The sequence below is a fragment of the Campylobacter sp. 1569 genome (assembly GCF_024723675.1).
Classification (GTDB): domain Bacteria; phylum Campylobacterota; class Campylobacteria; order Campylobacterales; family Campylobacteraceae; genus Campylobacter_D; species Campylobacter_D jejuni_C.
On sequence record NZ_JANQDB010000047.1, the window covers coordinates 1 to 1,018 of the forward strand.

Genomic DNA, 1,018 nt, shown 5'->3' on the forward strand with positions numbered 1-1,018 from the left:
TTTTTTAGGAAGATATTTTTTATATATACTACTTATCCAATTTGATTTTTTCTCTATAGCATCTTTAAAAAATAATTTCGGATTATTTCTAAGTTTTCTGAGTTTTTTATAATTTAAAACCACCTCTAACCTTTTAATTTTGTAATTTTAGAACCTATATTATACAATAATTTAATCAATTTTTGACTTTTAAGATCTAAGGCTTTTTGATAATCTCTATAAAACTCTAACGGTAACCTTTTATTTAAAAAATTTCTTTTAATATTTTTTTTATATTCTTTAACCTCTTTTTGATATCGCAAGGATACTCTAACAATACTAAAAGGTAATGTTAATTTCAGCATACCTTTCTTTTTGGAAAATTCTTTTGCAAGTTTGTATGAAAAATATTCTCTTACCCTATCAACAGCCCCTAAAGGTTGATTTTGTATATATATTTTTAAATTTTTAGTGTATTTTTTCAAATACAATGGATCTTTATCGATTTTTTGTAAAGTTAAAGCTTTATTGCAAACTACTGGTAAAAAATGTATTTTTACATCTTCACTTAAATGATGATCAGAATTAATAAATCTAATAAAATCTAATGCAATTTGTATCCAACTTGCACTTTCATAATATAACCTAGTCGTATTTGAATTCTCAAAAATATCTATTTTTTTTAGATGTGAATTAGGATGTATTATCCATTTTTTATTAGTAAAATTCATAGAGCTTAGCTCTCTTAAGCGATAAACATATATTTGCTTTGGAAATATATAAATATTTTTACTTAATGCAAATAATAACACTCCAAAATGACAATCTTCTGCAAAAATCCCATTAATAAATTTTAATTTTATATTTTTTAAAAAATTAAAATTGATCATACCTTGCCAAGCAAACCAAAAATAAAAAAGCTTTCTTTCTCTAGCTTTCTCTAACCATTCTTTAGAAGTAATAACAATTTCATCTTTATAATCAAAATAAGTCATTTGACTAATATGTTTTTTTTTGACTTTATCATATAAAGGTCTAT

1 pseudogene is annotated in these 1,018 nt (G+C 22.5%); it reads right to left on the reverse strand.

Annotated elements, in window-relative coordinates:
• Positions 1–125: 125 nt before the first annotated feature.
• Positions 126–1,018, reverse strand: a pseudogene (locus CAMP5060_RS08105) (glycosyltransferase family 2 protein); the annotation flags it as partial.